15 protein-coding genes are annotated in these 16,693 nt (G+C 35.1%); 5 read left to right on the plus strand and 10 right to left on the minus strand.

The genetic code is table 11. From position 1 onward, the window contains the following. Positions 1 to 9: 9 nt before the first annotated feature. The 5 genes from BMX24_RS18670 to BMX24_RS18690 all read right to left on the minus strand — a co-directional run bounded on the left by BMX24_RS18670 (position 10) and on the right by BMX24_RS18690 (position 7,383). Positions 10 to 3,033 carry a hypothetical protein gene (locus BMX24_RS18670; protein ID WP_089795531.1) on the minus strand — a complete coding sequence of 1,008 codons (3,024 nt, stop codon included), beginning with the start codon at positions 3,031 to 3,033 and terminating at the stop codon, positions 10 to 12. 4 nt (positions 3,034 to 3,037) lie between these two features. Continuing rightward, complete coding sequence (locus BMX24_RS18675; protein WP_089795533.1) at positions 3,038 to 4,606, minus strand: T9SS type A sorting domain-containing protein; 1,569 nt, start codon at positions 4,604 to 4,606, stop codon at positions 3,038 to 3,040. 288 nt (positions 4,607 to 4,894) lie between these two features. Further along, positions 4,895 to 5,596 carry a T9SS type A sorting domain-containing protein gene (locus BMX24_RS18680; protein ID WP_089795535.1) on the minus strand — a complete coding sequence of 234 codons (702 nt, stop codon included), beginning with the start codon at positions 5,594 to 5,596 and terminating at the stop codon, positions 4,895 to 4,897. A 4-nt stretch (positions 5,597 to 5,600) separates the two neighbouring features. Beyond that, complete coding sequence (locus BMX24_RS18685) at positions 5,601 to 6,194, minus strand: phage tail protein (RefSeq protein ID WP_089795537.1); 594 nt, start codon at positions 6,192 to 6,194, stop codon at positions 5,601 to 5,603. A 118-nt stretch (positions 6,195 to 6,312) separates the two neighbouring features. Next, positions 6,313 to 7,383 (minus strand): DUF4407 domain-containing protein, encoded by a 1,071-nt coding sequence (locus BMX24_RS18690; RefSeq protein ID WP_089795539.1) that lies wholly within the window; start codon positions 7,381 to 7,383, stop codon positions 6,313 to 6,315. A gap of 223 nt (positions 7,384 to 7,606) precedes the next feature. On the opposite strand from BMX24_RS18690, the gene BMX24_RS18695 reads away from it, so the two are divergent. The 3 genes from BMX24_RS18695 to BMX24_RS18705 all read left to right on the plus strand — a co-directional run bounded on the left by BMX24_RS18695 (position 7,607) and on the right by BMX24_RS18705 (position 10,466). Then, positions 7,607 to 9,505: a zinc-dependent metalloprotease gene (locus BMX24_RS18695; protein WP_089795541.1), complete on the plus strand. Its 1,899-nt coding sequence runs from the start codon at positions 7,607 to 7,609 to the stop codon at positions 9,503 to 9,505. A 47-nt stretch (positions 9,506 to 9,552) separates the two neighbouring features. Further along, positions 9,553 to 9,987 (plus strand): hypothetical protein, encoded by a 435-nt coding sequence (locus tag BMX24_RS18700; RefSeq protein ID WP_089795543.1) that lies wholly within the window; start codon positions 9,553 to 9,555, stop codon positions 9,985 to 9,987. Between the two features lie 68 nt (positions 9,988 to 10,055). Further along, the gene (locus tag BMX24_RS18705) at positions 10,056 to 10,466 is read left to right on the plus strand and encodes a hypothetical protein (protein ID WP_089795545.1); all 411 of its coding nucleotides are present in this window, start codon (positions 10,056 to 10,058) and stop codon (positions 10,464 to 10,466) included. 27 nt (positions 10,467 to 10,493) lie between these two features. Here the strand turns inward: BMX24_RS18705 and ruvC are convergent, their stop codons facing one another. Continuing rightward, complete coding sequence (ruvC, locus tag BMX24_RS18710; protein ID WP_089795547.1) at positions 10,494 to 11,048, minus strand: crossover junction endodeoxyribonuclease RuvC; 555 nt, start codon at positions 11,046 to 11,048, stop codon at positions 10,494 to 10,496. A 96-nt stretch (positions 11,049 to 11,144) separates the two neighbouring features. On the opposite strand from ruvC, the gene BMX24_RS18715 reads away from it, so the two are divergent. After that, positions 11,145 to 11,636 carry a hypothetical protein gene (locus BMX24_RS18715; RefSeq protein WP_089795549.1) on the plus strand — a complete coding sequence of 164 codons (492 nt, stop codon included), beginning with the start codon at positions 11,145 to 11,147 and terminating at the stop codon, positions 11,634 to 11,636. A 2-nt stretch (positions 11,637 to 11,638) separates the two neighbouring features. Continuing rightward, on the plus strand, positions 11,639 to 12,997 hold the full coding sequence (locus BMX24_RS18720; RefSeq protein WP_089795552.1) for a T9SS type A sorting domain-containing protein: 1,359 nt from the start codon (positions 11,639 to 11,641) through the stop codon (positions 12,995 to 12,997). A 60-nt stretch (positions 12,998 to 13,057) separates the two neighbouring features. Here the strand turns inward: BMX24_RS18720 and BMX24_RS18725 are convergent, their stop codons facing one another. From BMX24_RS18725 to BMX24_RS18740, 4 genes are all read right to left on the minus strand, one after another. After that, positions 13,058 to 13,585 carry a 2'-5' RNA ligase family protein gene (locus BMX24_RS18725; protein WP_089795554.1) on the minus strand — a complete coding sequence of 176 codons (528 nt, stop codon included), beginning with the start codon at positions 13,583 to 13,585 and terminating at the stop codon, positions 13,058 to 13,060. Positions 13,586 to 13,614: 29 nt separating this feature from the next. Then, a complete protein-coding gene (locus tag BMX24_RS18730; protein WP_089795556.1) occupies positions 13,615 to 14,754 on the minus strand; it encodes a serine hydrolase domain-containing protein in 1,140 nt (379 codons plus the stop codon). 101 nt (positions 14,755 to 14,855) lie between these two features. After that, positions 14,856 to 15,566, minus strand: a complete 711-nt coding sequence (locus tag BMX24_RS18735) for a Dph6-related ATP pyrophosphatase (RefSeq protein WP_089795558.1) — start codon at positions 15,564 to 15,566, stop codon at positions 14,856 to 14,858. A 41-nt stretch (positions 15,567 to 15,607) separates the two neighbouring features. Next, on the minus strand, positions 15,608 to 16,651 hold the full coding sequence (locus BMX24_RS18740) for a hypothetical protein (RefSeq protein ID WP_089795560.1): 1,044 nt from the start codon (positions 16,649 to 16,651) through the stop codon (positions 15,608 to 15,610). Positions 16,652 to 16,693 lie beyond the last annotated feature (42 nt).

Consider the following 16,693-nt stretch of genomic DNA (forward strand, 5'->3'; position numbering starts at 1 on the left):
ATTTGCTTTTTAAGGTTTATAGTTATACTTAAATTCTTTCAACAATTTTCCATTGACATCCTCTATTCTTTCCAGTCTGCTATTGCTGTCATACTTATAAACCTCTTTAACTCCTGATGGCGGGGTAATGCTTCTTACACCAATAACTGGATCATAAGAATAGGTTGTGATCTGATACCCTAAAAGTGCCGGATTTTTTCTAAAAATATTTAAGGCTTCTACCATTGCTGTTTCCGTTTGGTCTGAGGTCATTCCGGCTGGCGGCATAAAATCATTTTCCGACGCAGTAAGTATACCTGTAATATAGGGTTGTACTTGGTCATAGGTAGCACCTTCAATTTTTGCAATAGGTTGTGTTTTGCTATAACCCCATATAATGGTTGTAGGAACATCATCTTTGGTGGTGAACTGAACTACATTTCCATCAGTATCATACTTATCATAAGTAATTTCTGTACTTGGCGCAATGTTTTGCGGATCAAAATAAGTTTCCGACAGAGGTAACAGTAAATTCCCAGTTTGTGTTGTTGGCAAAGATGTTGGATACACTGTTTCCGTTTTTGAAAGAACAATATTGTTCTTTTTTATTTCTTGTCCAACAGGAACCCCAACCATATAAGCATTAAGCATTGCCGTATTATTTGTATCGGATGCATATTTATAATTCGTTACATAAATAGTGCCGTCACTTTGGGTTTTCCATGTTGAGGTTGGGGTATTGTAAGTATAATTATAAAAGTTTTGTACTGTCGATTCTACATTTTCAAAAACTGTTTTCTTTTGAGATAAGAAGCTTGAATTAAAATTTATATTATGAGCATCTAATAAAGCTCCATAGGAGACACCTCCTGCATTGCTCCAAGGCCCCCATGCTTGTACCTGTCCAAATTGTTTTGAATTAAATGCATACGCTCTTAAATAATCAGTCTGTTGAGTGTAAGTATATGTAGTTTCACTTATTTTATTAGTATCGGAATAAACTATCTCTTTTAATGGCTTACCCCTCATTAGTGAGTATGATAAATACGGAAGTTGTTTAAATAATATAGGAGATAGCCAGCCATAATACCTATTTCCAGATTTATCTTTGTAGTCGGTTTGCTCCAAGTTCGTATAATAAGTCTCTTTTTTTCCTCCATTATCATCTATCTCTGTGACCTTACTGTACCCGATAGAATTGTCTTCATTTTTTAAACTTTGAAACGAATTGTAATTAAACTCCCAGAAGCTCAAATTTACAGATGGCTCATATCCATCTAATAAATATATAGGTTTGTACGGAAGTACTCCACTAGAAGTAATACCATCATCATTTAAATAAGAATATGTCTTATTAATACAATTGTTATTCTCATTACATGATTTAATTTTCTTGATCCTTAAACCACCGGCAATCTCATTAGTACTTGTTGGGTATATTTTGAGGTATGTTTCGTTTATATCCTTATCTCCATATTTAGAGTAATCATTTAGTTCATATTCAAAGGTTGTAGTTCCTCCTGTTGGATAAGTAATCTGTTCAAGGGTTTGAGCCTTACTCAAGTTTAAATTAGGAACTTTGTAAGTGGGATATACATTTAAAAATATATTTTTCATTTGATCCTGAGGAACATTCAAATTGACGTTGGATTCATAAAAACTTGTTCCGTTATAATATCCCCAATGGTCAGTGGCGTCAGATATATATTTGGGGAGTTTTTGGGAGTTATATGCGAAATTATATTTTTCAATAGTATTAATTGTTACATTATTCAGCATAAGCCTGTCAGTAGGATCATTATTATAATTAAAAACTATATTTTTAATTATTTTTCCGGCCTTATCTGTAACTGTTACATTGTCTAATTTATACCAATGTTTAAAATTATAGTAGGCTGAAATATGATGTGTGTAGGGTGGAACCCATTCATTCGTTGGTACATCAAACTGTTCATATTCTTTTTGATTGGCTAGAGATCTGTTAAGATTAACGATAAAGTCCTCACCTTCAACTTTCTTTAAAAAAACATTATTCAATCTGTTAGAATGCAATGCCAACAAATTACCAGAAGACGCTGAGTTTCCAATAGATCCGGAACTTGAGCCTTGAGAATAATATGATCTATTTCCACTTCTATTTACTACAAATACACTTCGCTCATCACGTTCGTAAGTAAATTTTGTGCTTTTCCCAGTAGGGTAAATTATTTCTTTTATGTTCCAGGCTGAAGGAACGATATGAGGATTAAAACTCAGATCAACTGTTTCAGGATTTGAAGAAAACTCTATTGCCGTATCATCCAAGCCGAAAATATATTTTGTGCCATCGTCTGTAGTAACAGCAAATCCATATAACATTCTTTTAAGATTATGTGAGGTTGTACCAATGTAACTTGAACCTAATATTGTTTTTTCTGGTAAAACATAATCAAATTTATATTGATGTTCTATTTTTAATGTACGCCCATCTCTAGTTCTCCCAATCCATTTTCCTTTTTCATTAAGGTAAAAACTTCCGGTCAGACCACCAACATTAACTATAAACTCATCTGGATTTGGTACAACATTAGGTTCAGACTGCAATATCACTTGTAAATTAGCACTATAATAATTTTGCAAAGCGGACTGGCTGTCCCAATTAGAATTGTCCAAGGTAGAATAATTATCCAAATATGAATATCTATTGTTGGGAACTACACCGCTAACATATACTTCATCTACTCCTCCGTTAACTATTCTTGTAATTGAACCTCCAATATCCAGGTTCCAACCTAATCCAACCCATGTAGGAACTGTTGATGGTTTTACAGATTTTACATTGTAACTAAGGGACATTGTAAAATTGCTTTCGCCATGTTCTTCATTAAACAAAGGGACATTAATTATGGGAACTCCTCTGTACATATTGATCGGATATTTGCCTGCAACTGCAAATGGTGTGGAATTAGGACTTTGCGGGAAGAAATTTCCTCCAAAGTTTTGGTAGTTTTGTATTCCTTGTGCATTAAGTAGCGATGCCAGTAATGCAGAGACTAATATTAATCTTTTTTTCATCTTTCTATTTCTTTATTAATTTGGAGTTAGCCGTTTTATTGGTATCAGTTTTTATAGTGATGAGATAAGCCCCCTGAATCAAAGCTTGAGTATTAATCTTCGTCACTTTATTCTTAGTTTTCAGACTTTGCAACTGTCTTCCTCCCATATCATACAAAACAATATCAGCTTCTTTAAAATCAAAACCAATTTCTATATAAGCATAGTCTGTCACCGGATTCGGATAGATCTTAATATCCTGTTTTTCGATCAACTGATCAATCTGCTTATCACCCAGTTTTACAATCTTCCAGTTTTCCTTTCCAAGTTCCTCTGCGCTGGTGCCTGCTAAAATAATCGAACCGTCTTTGTTGAGTTTAATATCAGACAATCTTTCCTCTTTCTTTCTGGATTCTCCTTTTACATGTTTTCTCCATTGCTCATTACCATTTTGATCTAAGTACAACATCCAAAAAGTTTCATCGTCATTTTCAATCCTTCCTTCTGCCTGAGTATAGCCGCCTAACAAAATTCCTTTTGACTTCCCGCTTCCATCTTCCATCATCCCGCTTATCCCACTCATTCCCATTAAAACATCCCTGTTTTTGAAATTGTAAGATTTCTGCCAGATTTCTTCACCTCTTTCATCGAGTGAAATCAACCATAAATCTGTTCCTTCTTCGATTCCTACAGATTTATTGCCTGATCTTTCAGATCTCGATTCTCCGCCAATTAAATATCCGGTTGATGTTAAAGCCAACGTTCTCAAATGATCATCACCTTTTCCTCCAAAGTTCTTTTCCCATTCAACTTTTCCATCTTTTGAAAGCTTAATGATCCAATAATCACCTTCACCAAAGTTTTCTGTCTTCTTTGATCCTTCTTGATTACTTCTGGAATAAATTCCGAGTAAAGCTCCACCATCCTTTGTTGGAATCATTTTTTCAACTTCATCGAGTCCTTTTCCTCCTAAAGTAAGTTGTGATAGCTCTTTTCCGTTTTTATCCAGTCTTACAATGAGAACATCCTTTGAGCCGTAACCCTTCATTTTAGAGTCCTGAGCGGAGACGAAGGATCCGGCCACAAAAAATCCGAAATCTGTGGTTTGAATAACAGCTCTTGCTTCCTCGTCAGAAGCTCCACCAATGGTTTTCTGCCACAATTCATCCCCGAATTCATTGAGTCTAATCAGCCAAATATCTGTTCCTCCTTTAGAATCGTCTTTTTTATCCAATCCTTTTCCTGAATAAGAAGTTCCTGCTGCTAAAAATCCTCCTTCCTGAGTAGCAACAGTAGCCGACAAAAAATCATGATTCTGTCCTGAGAAATATTTCTCCCAGACTTCTTCTCCTTGCTGGTTTAATTTTATAAAATGATAGTCGTAACCGTTATTCTGCTTACTTCCAGCTCCTATCTTCTGGCCTCCAGCCTGAATCGAGCTTCCTGAAATAAGATATTGCTGATCGATAGTTGTCGTAACCTGACTTAGAAAATCCTGTGTCGAGGATTTAATGTCTTTCTGCCAGACTACTTCCTGAGCAGATGTACTCAGAATTGTGCACAAGAAAAGTGCACCTGTGTAGTTTTTTTTCATATTATAGTTATTGAAGTTGCGAACTTATATTATTTGTTCTTATTATACAATAGGTAAAAGCCCCATACTTGATAATACTTTAATGGAAACAATTTTATTGTATCATTTTAAATTTAATTCTATACTTTACAATTACTGCAAATATATAATTGCAAAGCGACAGAACTTGTCATATTATTAATCGAGTTTTTCTGTTAATACAAATACCTATAATATTAAAACAAAAACCTCCGGAAAAACTCCAGAGGCTTTCAATATAATTGTAAATTTATAGAGACATTGTGTGTTTTATTTTTTCACGAACTTAAATTCATGAGTCTGGAAGTTTTTGGTATTAATTTTTAGCAAATAAATACCGGAAGTAAGTTGAGAAACATTGATTTTTTGGTCAAATACTTCTGATTTTACAAGCTGTCCGGCCATATTATAAATCTGAACAGACTGCCCATTATCAATACCCGAAATGCGGATCACATCAGCAACAGGATTCGGGAAAATCTGAATTTTAGAATCAGCTTTCACATCCGAAACGGCAAGAGATGTACTGTGGACATCACCGGTCATCGTGGAGTTTGAAGGAGTAAGGTTTCCTCCACATCCTCCTGCAGGCTGGGTAACAGCTGTATTTTCAACCCATGTTCCAAAGGTAATGGAAGGTGGATTTCCTACAAAATTATTATTTCCTGTAGAGTTGTAATAGATTAAAAGAGGATTGGTGAAAGTTCCGTAGCCTTCATCAGCAAGAAATTCCCATCTTGTCAGGGCATTGTTCCACTGAATCTTAAATTCACATATTCCTAACCCACTGCAAGATTGCTGATCGTTGATGGGTGTTGTCATGTAAATATTCTTGTTGTAAGCATCTACTCCTATTTTATTGAAGATAAATGTGTTATCGGCGTCAAACAAATTATGACATCCATTAAAGGTAATGGTTTGTGCAAATGCCGAACTCCCCAGAGCCAGGCATAATAAGTATAAACTTTTCATATGTTTAGAATTGTGATGGATAGACTCCCACTAGAGAAATAATACATTTCAATGTAACAAATGGCGGTCTGTTTTCATGAGGCTGAGTTCCTCCTGTAGGATTTACCATTGTAGATTTCATTGTTGTATTTGCGGTTGCGTCAGAATATTCTTTGTCCAATCCTTTTGTATCGGCGGGAAGATTATTGGTCGGAGTATTCTGATTTCCTTCTGCAGTTACTGCATTTACGGTATGCGAGTGAGCAGGCATTTGTGTTACCAGTAAAGTCACACTTTCTGCTCCGCCGGTTTGCCCCATTGTATAGTTGGTAGCGCCTCCGGGAGCCTGACCTTCATGTACAAGTACTCTTCCTCTCATATCCGGCAATGCGAAGGTGGTTGTTCCGTTTCCGCCGTATGTAGTTCCTAAAAGAGAAAATAATGCCTGATTTTGAGCGATGGATAATAATTGTCCGTTACAAGCAGCCCAGTTTTTCGGAACGAAATTGTAAGGTACGAATGCGATTTGTCCAAGATAAGGGTCAGAAGCCTGTGCTTTTAGAGAAGGTGCTAATGCATAGCTGATCAGCAGCGTGCATGCTAATGCTAGTTTTTTCATGATGTTAGTTTTAGTTTAGGTTATGCCAAAGGTAAAAAATATTTAATATATTTTGATTATAAAAATAAAAAACCTTTCAGAATTAACTGAAAGGTAAACTTATCTTAATGTAAATGAATTATTTGTGTAAATTATCTTTAAAATCATCAATCCTGAAATCGGTGAGTGCGTTTCCTTTTTCGATCTTCTCTTTGGAGTAGAGACGGAAGTCGTTTTCTGTTTTTTCTAAAAGATAATCGTAAGGTCCGACGTGGGAAATTAATTTAACCAAAACCGGCGAAATCTCCAGACAAATAAAAAGTCCCATAATAAAAGCTGCAGCCAAGCCAATAATCGCCGAATTTTTTCCTAATTCATCCAATGCCTGCAATCTCGCTGCAAAACCATTGAATTTATCTTCAAAGGTTTCCGTAGATTTTCTTTCGGTTTCGAGATTGGTGTATACTTTTGAGATTTCTTTGTCTAAATATTCCAGTCTGGGAGCGACCTGTTTTTGGTAAGTTTCCAGATCCTGTCTTCTTTGTTCTTTCAGTTCCTGTTTACGTTTCGCATTGGGTCCAAAACCTTCTTTACCACTCGTTAACCCCGATTGTTTTCCTAAAATTTCTTTCTCAAGCTCCACTGCCGCAGAATCATAAGATTTTTGGTATTGAGCGATTTTGTCCGAAATCTGTTTTTTCTCTGTTTCAAAAGGCCCGCTCTGCTGAAGAATTCTTCCGTTCATTTCGCCCTGAAGCTGTTTTTTATTCCTTTGAATGATGGTATTTAATTGTTTATTGACCTCTTTTTCAAAAATTTTAAGCTCTAAAGGTTTAGAAATAATAATTCCCAGAAAAGTAGCCAGAACCAAACGAGGAATGGCCATTAAAATCTGATTTCCCCACGTTCCTGTTTTCTTGATGGAAGAAACAATGTAACGGTCTAGGTTAAAGATCATTAATCCCCACAAAATTCCGAAGCCGATAGAAGCCCAGATATTGTCGAACACCGTATACATCGCATAACCTGCAGAAAGTGTAGCAAAAACGGCGGTAAAGAGAACAATGCCTCCGATACCCGAAAATTTGTTCCATTCGCTTGGGGTTTTCCTCAAAATATGAATGTTTCCTCCGGAACAGACCATCAGAAATTTTTGGAACCAATTTATTTTATGATTCACCTGATTTATAGTTGGTTGGTTATTTTTCATGATAGAAAATTTATACAAAGGTAATACTAAAAATTATACCAATGTTTAAGATAGTATTATGTTTTACCAAGTAAGTTGTTGTTGTTTTTGAAAAGATATTGAAAATCAACCAATTATAGTTGTAAATTTTAAAAAAATAAATTTTAAATATTTTATTAAATAATTATAAAATAAGTTTTAAAATTAATATATTCGCGTTGATTTTAATAAAAAAACAAAAATAATGAAGAAAAATGTATTTTTATTTGCATTAATGATTTTTTTTAATGCTTTTTCTCAGAACACACAAAAATATTGCGGTTTTGATGATGTGATGCAAAAAATGGACAGCAAATTTCCTAATTTAAAGAAAATTAGAAATGAAGCTGATACGAGGTTCAGTACCATGGACAAGAATTCTTACCTTAATAAAGCGGGAGCTACAACTTCATGGAATGGCTTATACACAGGGCAGATTTATGAAATTCCGGTAGTTGTTCATGTAATAGAATCCAATGCCTCGGCTAATGCAAATCTGGCTCTTACCGACCAGGAAATCATCAACTGGATAGACAGAGCCAATAAAATGTATGCCACCACTTACGGAAACGGTTTTTACCCTGAAGGATCCGGACCAACAGGTGGCAATGTGATTCCTTTTAAACTTGTTTTGGCTAAAAGATCACCAAGTTGTACTCCTACAACGGGAATTGTAAGATACAACGGAAGCTCTCTTACAGGATATGATGCTTACGGTGTAAAAGCGCAGGGTGCTAATGGTGCTCCGGATTATATGATTAAAAATCAATTGGCTCCACACTGGCCGGAAACTTCATATTTTAATATTTATGTAGTGATTGGATTTGACGGACAGCAGCAATTGACTTATGGATTGATGGGATATGCGACCTTCCCGGATACGTATGATTATAACTACGAAAGCTTTATGAAAGTGGCAACCATTAAAAATAATAATGATACTACTCTTACCCACGAGTTGGGACACGCGTTCGGATTGTACCATACTTTTGAAGGGGTAAATTACAACAACCAGACCAGCTGTCCGGCAAATAACAACTGTGCTACGGATGGAGACAGAGTATGTGATACATCGCCGTCAAGAAGTATGTACGGAGTTGCTGTTCCGGATAACACGGCTACGGATCCTTGTACAGGACAAAACTATGACGGAACCCAGTATAACATTATGAATTATACCAACTCTAATAAAAAATTTACAGGGGGACAAAGAGACAGAGCTTTACTAATGATGATGGAGTATAGAAAAAATCTTCTTAATTCTTTGGCAGGAAAAGATCCTTCTATTGTTGTACCATCTCCGGTTTCTGTGGCCAGTGCACAATGTAATCCTGCAGGAACTGCGCATCCTGCCAACAATAATTTTGCGATTGGGCCATACAGAGTGGTTTTAGGGTCAATAAATAGTATCACAAATGGATATGATTCCGATGAACCGGCTCCGATATTCTATGCAGATTACTCTACAGCGACTTGTATAAGACCTGCTTATTATACAGATATTCCGGCAAACACTGCGACGCCCCTTAAAGTGTATTCTATGAACGGATTTCCACAATCGGATAAATTTAAAACAAAAGTTTGGATAGATTACAATAACAACGGAGCTTTTGAAGCTTCTGAATTGGTTGTTGATAATACATCAGCGGTAATGACTTCTGGAGCCACCAATACGGTTACGACCAATATTACACCTCCGGCAGGTGCTGTGAAAAACACATATCTGAGAATGAGGGTAGGAGTGGATGCAGCAACGTACACTTCAGCACCACTTCCTGATTTCGGCGCTTGTTCGCAGGTGCAGTATGGGCAGATGGAAGATTATGCAGTAAGAATTATGGATGTTTTGGGAACTTCTGAAGTGAAGGATCATACGGAAACCAAAATAGTATTTGTAAAAGCAGAAAATAAATTGAAACTATTTGGAAATAAGAATGATATCTTCGGAGATTATCAGATTCTGGATATGAGTGGAAAAATCATTCAGAAAGGAAATTCGAAAACCAATGAAGTTCAGATAATTCAGGAGCTTCCAAAAGGAGGATATATTGTTAGTTTCTCCAACAACAATAAAAAAGAATCTAAGAAATTTTTAAATAACTAATTAAATCCTAAAGGAGTCCTTTGTAAAAAGGGCTCTTTTTTTTAACAATGAAAACATTACTATTAGCTTTTCTGTTGTGTGCATTGACTTTTAATTGTCAGTCACAAAAAAATATTTCGAAGACAAATAAAAATTATTTTATCGGCAACTGGATATTAAAAGAAAGAAACTATATGGATGGAAACAGCAAAAAATCTTATCCACTTCAAGAATGTGAAAAGAAATACAGTCTGGTTTTTGAAAAATCAAATAACAATATTATTTTAACTAAAAACTATGCAGCGGGAAAAGATTGTAAGCTCAAAAGCAATTCTGGAAAAATTTCAATCATAATTGAGGAAAGTTCATTTTCTTATCTCGATTTAGATCTAAAAAGAAAAGACCAATACAAAATTCTATCGAAAAACAAATTCTCCATCTTGTACAGCGAGATTTTAGACGGAAAGGTAAGAGAAATAGAAGACCTGTATGAAAGACAGTGATTTTGCAAGAAAAATCTATTTATAAAAATTATCTTACCTTTATAATACCAACCTACAAAAATAGTATTATGAAAAACGTAACAAGATTTTCATTAGTTTGCTTAATCATGGTTTTAATTTCCTGCAAAAAAGAGAAAACCATCGATGACGAACTAAAAGAGGCCGCTGCCAATATGAACAAAATGACCCCTCAAATTCTGAATGAAGGTGTGCGACTCGACAGTGTTTCGGTTTTACCCAATAAAGTTTTTAAATACAATTATACCTTAACGGATGATGTAAAAGAAAACGTAACTCCCGAAGAAATAGAAACATTTAAAAAAGAAGCTAAAGAAGAAGCATTAAAAGTTGTAAGAAACTCCGGAGATATGCAGGAGTTTCGGAATAATGACGTCACTTTACAATATTCCTATTTTGATAAAAACGGAAAACCTACGGCAGATTTCATCATCGCTCCCGCAGAATATAAGGGTAAATAATTTCTTGAAATTTTAGAATAAAGAAAATTATTTTAAACGACCAGGATTTTGCTTTAAAAAACTTTCCCAGCCGGTATAGGATTTGGTGTCTGCAATTGTTCCGGAATTGAAATGATGACAGACGGCAACCGCCAAACCGTCGGAAGCGTCGAGATATTTTGTAGGGAATTCCTTTAAATTCAAGAGATTTTGAAGCATTCCCGCAACCTGTTCTTTACTCGCATTTCCGTTTCCGGTGATCGCCATTTTTATTTTTTTCGGAGAATATTCGGTGATCGGGATATTTCGGTAAAGACTTGCAGCCATCGCAACCCCCTGTGCACGGCCGAGCTTTAGCATACTTTGAACATTTTTCCCGTAGAAAGGAGCTTCAAGAGCGACTTCATCGGGATGAAATTCATCAATTAAAGCTAAGGTTTTATCAAAAATGTATTTAAGCTTGGTTTCGTGATTGGGATATTTTTTCAGCAAAAGCTCGTGGATGGAGATCATTTCCATTTTACCTTTTTTTACGGAAATAATTCCAAAACCCATTACCGTTGTTCCCGGGTCGATTCCTAAAATAATTTTCTCTGCAATCATTAGGTCAAAGATATGACTTTCTAAAATTTTTAGTCATGAAAAAATTCATCAAGTATTCTTATTTAAAATCTTATTAACTTAATCAAAAATATATCCATGAAAAATTTAATGATCTTTTTAACGCTGCCTTTTTATTTCTTTTACAGCTTTTTACAGGTAAAAGAAGTAAAGGATACGGGGGAAAACCCCGCTATGAGAACTTTGAGTAAAAGCCCGCAGATTGTTTATCTTTTTTTTAAAGTAGAAAAAACAAATTCCGGTGTGGAAAAAATCACGCTGCAGGAGAAGAAAATCACAGAAGGAAAATTGAAATCTGTACCGAATTCAGATGAAAATAATGGTCAGAACGGAGATTTTATTGTTTCATTTACGAACGCAAACGGAAAAGAAATCATCAAACAAATTGTGGAAGATCCTTTGAATCCGTCAAGAGAAGTGTATGACAGAGATCAAATCAGCAGAAATAAAATTTCATTACAAAATGCTGAATTCAGTGTAAGATATTCACATTCTGACGAAATCCAAATGGTGAAAATCCAAAAGATCTCTGAAACCGGAAAGCAATTATTATTCACTCAAAAACTATAACCATGAAGAAAATTTTATTATCACTTTTTATCGGAAGCTTTTGTTTTGCTCAGGTTTTTGAGACGGTTCCTGTTTTACAGAACGGGACAAACGACAAACGCATTAATATTGCGGTGTTGGGAGACGGATTTACAACGGCACAGCTTTCGACATTTGTCACTTCGGCACAGAATACGGTGAATTATCTTTTCACAAAAAGCCCTTATACAGAATATAAAAATTATTTTAATGCTTATGCCATAAAAGTGGTTTCTCCCGAATCGGGGGTGAAGCATCCGGGAACAGCTTCGGACGTTACAGAACCCGTTTTCCCTGTTTCGAATCCCAATAACTATTTCAATTCTACCTTTGATAATGGGGTTCACAGATGTTATTACGGAAATACAACGAAAGTTACGCAGGTTTTAGCGGCCAATCTTCCCGACTTTGATGTTGCGTATGTTCTTGGAAATTCCCCGGAATATGGAGGCTGCGGCGGAACGTATGCTTTTGCTTCACTAAATTCTTCGTCGAACGAAATTGTTGTGCATGAATTGGGGCATTCTTTTGGGAAATTAGCCGATGAATATTGGTTTTCCGGGTCGGGAGAATCGGCGAATAAAACACAAACATCCAATCCAGCAACGATAAAATGGAAAAACTGGATCGGCCTTAATGGAGTAGGCGTTTATGCTCACGCAGAAAGCCCGAGTTGGTACCGTCCGCACCAAAGTTGTGAGATGAGGTATCTCAATCAGCAGTTTTGCTCGGTTTGTAAAGAGGCGATTATTGAGAAAATTCATGCGCTGGTTTCCCCAGTGGATTCCTATACACCAGCAAACAGCTCCACTGTAAACGCGAATTCTAATGTAACTTTTACCGTAACTGAAATTCTTCCGATTCCTAATACATTGGTGAATTCATGGACGTTGAACGGAACGCCTTTGGCTTCTACCAGCAATTCGGTTACGATTACTCCAAGTCAGCTGAATAACGGAAACAACACACTTCTTTTTTCGGTGAATGATAATAATCCTCTTCTTAAAATCAATAATCACAGCACGATTCATTTCACAAATGTGACCTGGACATTGAATAAATCTACTTTGAAAACAGTTGATATTAAAGCAAAAGAAAGAAGATTCTCCGTATATCCGAATCCTGCAGAAAATGAATTCTATATTAAGGGAAAACAGGATTTTTCTAAAAATGTAAATGTTATTTTACACGATATGTCAGGAAAGTTGATTCCGGTGAAATTTGACCTGAAGGATGCTTCAACATTATCTGTAGATATTAATAATTTGCCTGTAGGAACCTATTCTCTGAGTGTAACGGATGATAAAGAATTAATTATTTCTCAGAAGATTATTAAAGAATAATTTAATTTTAAATATTGTTTTTAAATCGGCTCTCTGAGTCGATTTTTTTTGTTTTAAACCTTAATGAATGCTTAGCTTTTTTTCTGCTATCGGAACCCATTTCTGATCATGGCGGAGCAGTAATATTTTGTCAACTAAAAATCTAGTTTTGTATTCTTTCTCCTGATAAACTTCCCAAGCTTTTAAGTAATTATCATACGTAAGATCTCTGTAGCCAACGGTCATATGCGGATTAAAAGAATAACTCATAAAATTGAATCTTTCCCGAACTCTCAAATACAAGTCTTTTAGCTGATTATTATTTTCGGGCTGAACAAAAAGCACAGGGTTTTTCGGATTTCCAAAACTTCCAAAACCATTCAGTGTAAGCTCAAAAGGTGAAATATTGGTATCAATTTTTTGAAATGCTTCATGAATATCGCGTTCAAGATCCAGCTCCCTAGAAAATGGCGGAAATAGGGTAATGTGAGCGTCATTTTTCAACGCTTTTGAATTCCCATAGTTGAGAGCAAGATCTTTTTTAAAGACTTTTACTTCTTCAATAATTTCCTGAGGCGGATAAATAGCTATGAAATACATTTTTTTCATGAACTGAATTTAAGAAAACTAAAATGAAATTAATGCACAGCTAAAACATTGGTTGTATCCTTCTTCATCTGAACAACAGAATTTTCAATGGCATCCGTTATCTTTTTAATGTCAGCATATGGTTTGAAAATAAGGTTTTTCCCTTTTTCTTCATCGGCGATATTTGATAAAATAATTACTGAAGTTTTTGTTTCTGGATAAAAAATATTCAGTGACGGAGAACCTTTTACATACCCGCTGTGATAATAAGTCACGGGCTTTTCAACATTTGTCATGATTCCGTAGCCATAGCCCATTTTTCCAAAGACGGGATGGTGTCTTTCGGCGCTTTGGGATGTGAATTTTTTTAAAGTTTCTTTGGTTAATATTTTTCCGTTGTAAAGGGCATTATTCCAGGTGTGAAGATCATCGATTGTAGAAAGGATTCCACCGGCGGGAATTCCAATATCTTTGCTGGCTAACCTTTTCGGCATATTTTGTATTTCAACGAATTTTTTTCCGTTTCTGAGGTGGGCTCCTGCAAAGTCATTTCCTTTAAACAGATTTCCAGTAGAAGAGTGCAGCATCCCGGCTTTTTTGAAAAGTTCCATTACATTTTCATCATAAGACTTTCCTGAAACTTTTTCTATAATTTTTCCTAACGCATTAAAACCTTCATTTGAATATAGAAAATCGGTACCGCTCTTAAAATGCAGTTTTTCACCCAAAGTATTCAATCCGGAAGTGTGGTTCAATAGCTGATGAATTGTAATATTTTGGTAATCTTTATTTTGAAAATCAGGTAAGTACTTTGAAACTTTGTCATCTGTCTGTAGTTTTCCCTGCTCCATCTGAAGCAGCACCAAAGCAGCAGTGAATTGTTTACTCACCGATCCGATCGCAAAAACGGTATTGCTGTCAATTTTAATTTTATTCTTAAAATCAGAAAAGCCCTGATCTTTGCGATACAACTGAACCGAATCTTTAAAAACCGCAACACTTCCGTTAAAATTATACTTTTTAAAAACAGAATCGATTTGATTCTTTAAAAGGTTTTTCTGGAAAACAGTAATTGTGCTATCAACTATGGCTTTTTTGTCAACGGGTTTTACTTTAACTTCATTTTTGCATGAAATTAAATTAATCAGAATAGAAATAATTAAGAATATGCGAAGTGTTTTTATGATCATTTGGTGTATGGAATAAATTTTTAAACATTGGTTGTCTATCAAAAATAAGAAAAACCTCTTAATTTTATGTAAGAGGTTTTTAATAGTTTGTTTAAATTATTCTATTTTGAGATTAAATCACAGAACCAGAAAATATATTCTCCGGTTTCATCATTTTCATCTGATTTTGGTTTTGGATATGTTTTTTTTACGGTTTCTCCCACTTCAAACTGAACCGGATTTTTAAATATCGGTCCGTCAAAAGTAAAAGTGTGAAACTCTCCGTTTTCTCCGCAAGGATCAACATTTTCGGGTAAATCTTTAATGAAATGTTTATCAATAATTCTTCCGGCAAAACTTTTATCAAGATACGTTTCATTCACGCAGGTGACGATGGTTTTAAAACCTAAATTTAAAAACTCATGAATAAGGTTGGTGGTGTCGATTTTCCAGAGCGGGAAGACACCTTCCATTCCGATTGTTTTTAATTGATCTTCGCGGTATTTTCTTAAATCTTCCAGGAAAATATCTCCAAAAATTGAATGAATTACGCCCTGAGATTTTATTTCGTTCATCGTTTTACCCATAATTTCCCGATATTCTTCCATAGTCGGTTCTTTCGGAAGCTCCATTTTTATTAAAGGAAATCCCAAACTTTCAGCCTGCTTTTCCAACAATGAAACATGAACACCGTGCATGGAAATTCTTTGAAATTCCTTATTAATGCTTGTTAGCAAAGATGTAACTTCAAATTTTCCTTCTTGTAAAGTTTTGTATAATGCAAGCGCAGAATCTTTTCCGCTGCTCCAGTTGAAGATGGCTTTTGGTTTCATGTTAAAATAAAAATCTCCCAAAAGTAGGGAGATTCTGTGAATTAATATTTTTTAGATTGAATTTCTTTAATGGGAATAAAAGCTCCGTTGATATAATCTATTTTCTGTTCGAACGGATAAGCCGGATTGGATGCTAGCAAAACACCAACAGCTCCGAAAAACATTCCGATGCTTAGATTAGCCATATTTGGGCCTCCGGATCTTAATTTTCCTACGAAATAATAATCGTTATCTCTTTTTTCTGCTTTGGTAAAAAGATTTTCTATAGGAAGATAAATATAAGGTTCGCCTTTATAAATTATTGCATAGATATCGTCTTTCTTTATTTCTCTTTCTTTTCCGTCGACAGTTTCATAGATTCTTACAATTTTTGGCATATTGCCATAAAATTTCACATTGGTGATTTCCTGCTGAGGCTGCTGACTTTTAAAAGAAAGATAATCCTTATAAACACCATCTTTTAATTGAGATGAATTAAATAAACTTATAGACTGTTTATCAATATCATCAAATTTTTTAATCTGATCAAAGGTGTAGTGAGGTTCCGTGGTTTCGGGTTTCCTGGATGCATTTTTAGCAATAAACTCACCAAGCATGTCGCTGCCTTTTCTTAAAATTTCTTTGGTAACATCTGCGGCTTTATGATCAACCACTGTATCTGTTTTCTCAAGCAGAGAATATGTCCCGTCTTCGTTTTTAGCAAATAAAAAGCCTTGAAAGTAGCAATAACCAAATTCTGTAAATGCTTTGGAAACTTCTGCGAAATACAATTGTTTAAGATACAAAACTAAGCTTCCGTCTTCTGCATTTTCTCCATTTACACTATTCAAAACACTTTGGAATTGATTTGAAAGCGGGGATGTAGGAACTACTCTTGCTTTTGCGTTCAATGCACCTTGTTGTACAATTCCTATTGAAGCAGTATCGATTCTGTTATCAATTACGGTAATGGTTTTGTAAAAACTTCTATTTAATTTTTGAGTAGGAAGGCTTATTGTAAAATCTTCCGTACGTTTTTGTGCAAATAAGATGGATGATAAACTAATAGTTATTAAAAATGATATTCCCTTAAAACTGATTTTCATAATGGCTATTTTGTAGTTTAGTAACGAATAAAATGGATGATT

The organism is Chryseobacterium wanjuense (genome assembly GCF_900111495.1).
Taxonomy (GTDB): Bacteria; Bacteroidota; Bacteroidia; order Flavobacteriales; family Weeksellaceae; genus Chryseobacterium; species Chryseobacterium wanjuense.

Bases quoted from the DNA above. Each gene is read 5' to 3' on its own strand.
- BMX24_RS18730 (WP_089795556.1), bottom strand. From the start codon at position 14,754: ATGATCATAAAAACACTTCGCATATTCTTAATTATTTCTATTCTGATT.
- BMX24_RS18715 (WP_089795549.1), top strand. From the start codon at position 11,145: ATGAAAAATTTAATGATCTTTTTAACGCTGCCTTTTTATTTCTTTTAC.
- BMX24_RS18690 (WP_089795539.1), bottom strand. From the start codon at position 7,383: ATGAAAAATAACCAACCAACTATAAATCAGGTGAATCATAAAATAAAT.
- BMX24_RS18685 (WP_089795537.1), bottom strand. From the start codon at position 6,194: ATGAAAAAACTAGCATTAGCATGCACGCTGCTGATCAGCTATGCATTA.
- ruvC (WP_089795547.1), bottom strand. From the start codon at position 11,048: ATGATTGCAGAGAAAATTATTTTAGGAATCGACCCGGGAACAACGGTA.
- BMX24_RS18740 (WP_089795560.1), bottom strand. From the start codon at position 16,651: ATGAAAATCAGTTTTAAGGGAATATCATTTTTAATAACTATTAGTTTA.
- BMX24_RS18705 (WP_089795545.1), top strand. From the start codon at position 10,056: ATGAAAAACGTAACAAGATTTTCATTAGTTTGCTTAATCATGGTTTTA.
- BMX24_RS18735 (WP_089795558.1), bottom strand. From the start codon at position 15,566: ATGAAACCAAAAGCCATCTTCAACTGGAGCAGCGGAAAAGATTCTGCG.
- BMX24_RS18670 (WP_089795531.1), bottom strand. From the start codon at position 3,033: ATGAAAAAAAGATTAATATTAGTCTCTGCATTACTGGCATCGCTACTT.
- BMX24_RS18725 (WP_089795554.1), bottom strand. From the start codon at position 13,585: ATGAAAAAAATGTATTTCATAGCTATTTATCCGCCTCAGGAAATTATT.
- BMX24_RS18720 (WP_089795552.1), top strand. From the start codon at position 11,639: ATGAAGAAAATTTTATTATCACTTTTTATCGGAAGCTTTTGTTTTGCT.
- BMX24_RS18680 (WP_089795535.1), bottom strand. From the start codon at position 5,596: ATGAAAAGTTTATACTTATTATGCCTGGCTCTGGGGAGTTCGGCATTT.
- BMX24_RS18695 (WP_089795541.1), top strand. From the start codon at position 7,607: ATGAAGAAAAATGTATTTTTATTTGCATTAATGATTTTTTTTAATGCT.
- BMX24_RS18700 (WP_089795543.1), top strand. From the start codon at position 9,553: ATGAAAACATTACTATTAGCTTTTCTGTTGTGTGCATTGACTTTTAAT.
- BMX24_RS18675 (WP_089795533.1), bottom strand. From the start codon at position 4,606: ATGAAAAAAAACTACACAGGTGCACTTTTCTTGTGCACAATTCTGAGT.